The organism is Mesorhizobium sp. Arg314 (assembly GCF_053714275.1).
Window position 1 is genome coordinate 1 of the sequence record NZ_JBSKBP010000148.1, and the last position, 2,038, is coordinate 2,038.

Genomic DNA, 2,038 nt, shown 5'->3' on the forward strand with positions numbered 1-2,038 from the left:
ACGCATCTCGGCGTTTCACGGCCGGTGCCGTCGTTGCCCGATCTGCGTGACGACTTCATCCCCTGCCACCAAACGCCAGAGGCGGCGGCGCATGGACCCGGCCCAGGCCCGAATAGCGGGAAACAGCAACCGGAATTTGCGGTCAACAAAGAGGTCCGCGTGGGCGCAAAGCGCGACCGTTCCAAGCCCTTTCCCCAGGACAAGGAACTTGTTTCCACCTTCAAGAAAGTGGCCCGCGAAGCGAAGACAAACGAGCAGACAGTCCTGAAATTGGTAGGTGATCTGCACCATCTTAGCCACTGGCTGCGTCAGGAAAATCGGCAGCCCATTTTCGGCCGGTTTAACCCCGATTCGCCAAGGCATGCTTCTTTTGTGGCTGATGTTAAAGACTATCTGAAGGCTGGTGGCCGTCCTGCTATTGTTCCGCACCTGAAAAGGGTTGCGCCAGGGAGCCTCCCGTCGCGAGACCATCTAACTGGGAAGCTCCCTGCCGAAGACGTGGATCTTTTGGCAAGGTTCCGGCTTGACGCCGAGCAGCGCAACATCGCCGCCAAAGGGACCGTCCGCACTACCCTTTGCGGATTGAGGCAGTTTGCGCTGTGGCTCCAGGACAACAACAAGGGGTCTTTGGCTTCTCAGTTGCAAGGCGGTTCAGTGGATAAGGAAATTTCGGAGTATCGGGCGCTGGGGAGGGACTCCCAGAACCGCCTTACAACGACTCTGGCTGATCTCCAGCGGTTCTTGCCTGTACCTCAACAAGCCAAACGGCTTCAACCTCCTGCCCTTGGGCGCCCCCGTCAACTGGCTCCTCATCCCGAAGACGCCCCCTTGATCGAGGGCGCGCTCGGCCAAACGTTGAAAGATCTTGGAGCCCCGACTGCGGAGCAGAGGGTATCTGCGCAACTGCGGGCTTCACGTCTTCGTGGGCTGAGTGATTGGCTTCGAAGCGAGGGCAAGGGGAGCATAGCTGCCCGACTAAACGGTTCTATGCAGGAGCAGTTAAGGCTGGGCAGCGATCTGGTAGCGTTCCAACGGACTGGAAAAAGTATCTCCTCTGCCGCTTTGTCGCATCTTCGGAACTACCAAAAGCTAGTCGAGGCGAATCGAGACCTGCGGCTGCAAGCAGCTGAGCAGTCGGCTCTGCCGGCAGTGCTGGACGCTGGACGGCCCACTTCGCAGGAGCTTCCCGCGACCGCGCAGAGCGAGCGGGCCGGGGCTTTCTTAGGCGAGGCGATGCAAGAATCCGCGTCACCATCAAATGCCAAGGCACCCTCAGGGGTCTACCATGAAATCCCGCCGCATGCCGATTTGCGCGATGATGCCCACTTTGCGCCGGCGCACTCTGCCAGGGCTCGCTCAGGCACCTTCGGCGGCCTTCACTCTTTTGTCGACCTGAATGCGCCCACACCGTCCGATTTGCGTGATGACGCGCACTTTGCACCGGCGCACTCTGCCGGGGCTCGCTCAGGCACCTTCGGCGGCCTTCAGTCTTTTGTCGACCTGAATGCGCCCACACCGTCCGATTTGCGCGACGACGCGCACTTTGCGCCGGCGCACTCTGCCGGGGCTCGCTCAGGCACCTTCGGCGGCCTTCAGTCTTTTGTCGACCTGAATGCGCCCACACCGTCCGATTTGCGCGACGACGCGCACTTTGCACCGGCGCACTCTGCCGGGGCTCGCTCAGGCACTTTCGGCGGCCTTCACTCTTTTGTGGACCTGAATGCACCCACACCGTCCGATTTGCGCGACGACGCGCACTTTGCGCCGGCGCACTCTGCCGGGGCTCGCTCAGGCACTTTCGGCGGCCTTCACTCTTTTGTGGACCTGAATGCACCCACACCGTCCGATTTGCGCGACGACGCGCACTTTGCGCCGGCGCACTCTGCCGCGGCTCGCTCAGGCACCTTCGGCGGCCTTCAGTCTGTTATCGACCTGAATGCGCCCACACCGTCCGATTTGCGTGATGATGCTGATTCTGCACCGGTGCGTCGGCGCGGGGGGCAGATGTTCGGCGACGTGCAGCCGCAGCCCTTGATGC

At 61.5% G+C, this 2,038-nt stretch carries 1 pseudogene; it reads left to right on the plus strand.

What is annotated here, in order from left to right:
- Window positions 1–2,038 (plus strand): annotated as a pseudogene (locus ACWGS9_RS34645) (hypothetical protein); the annotation flags it as partial.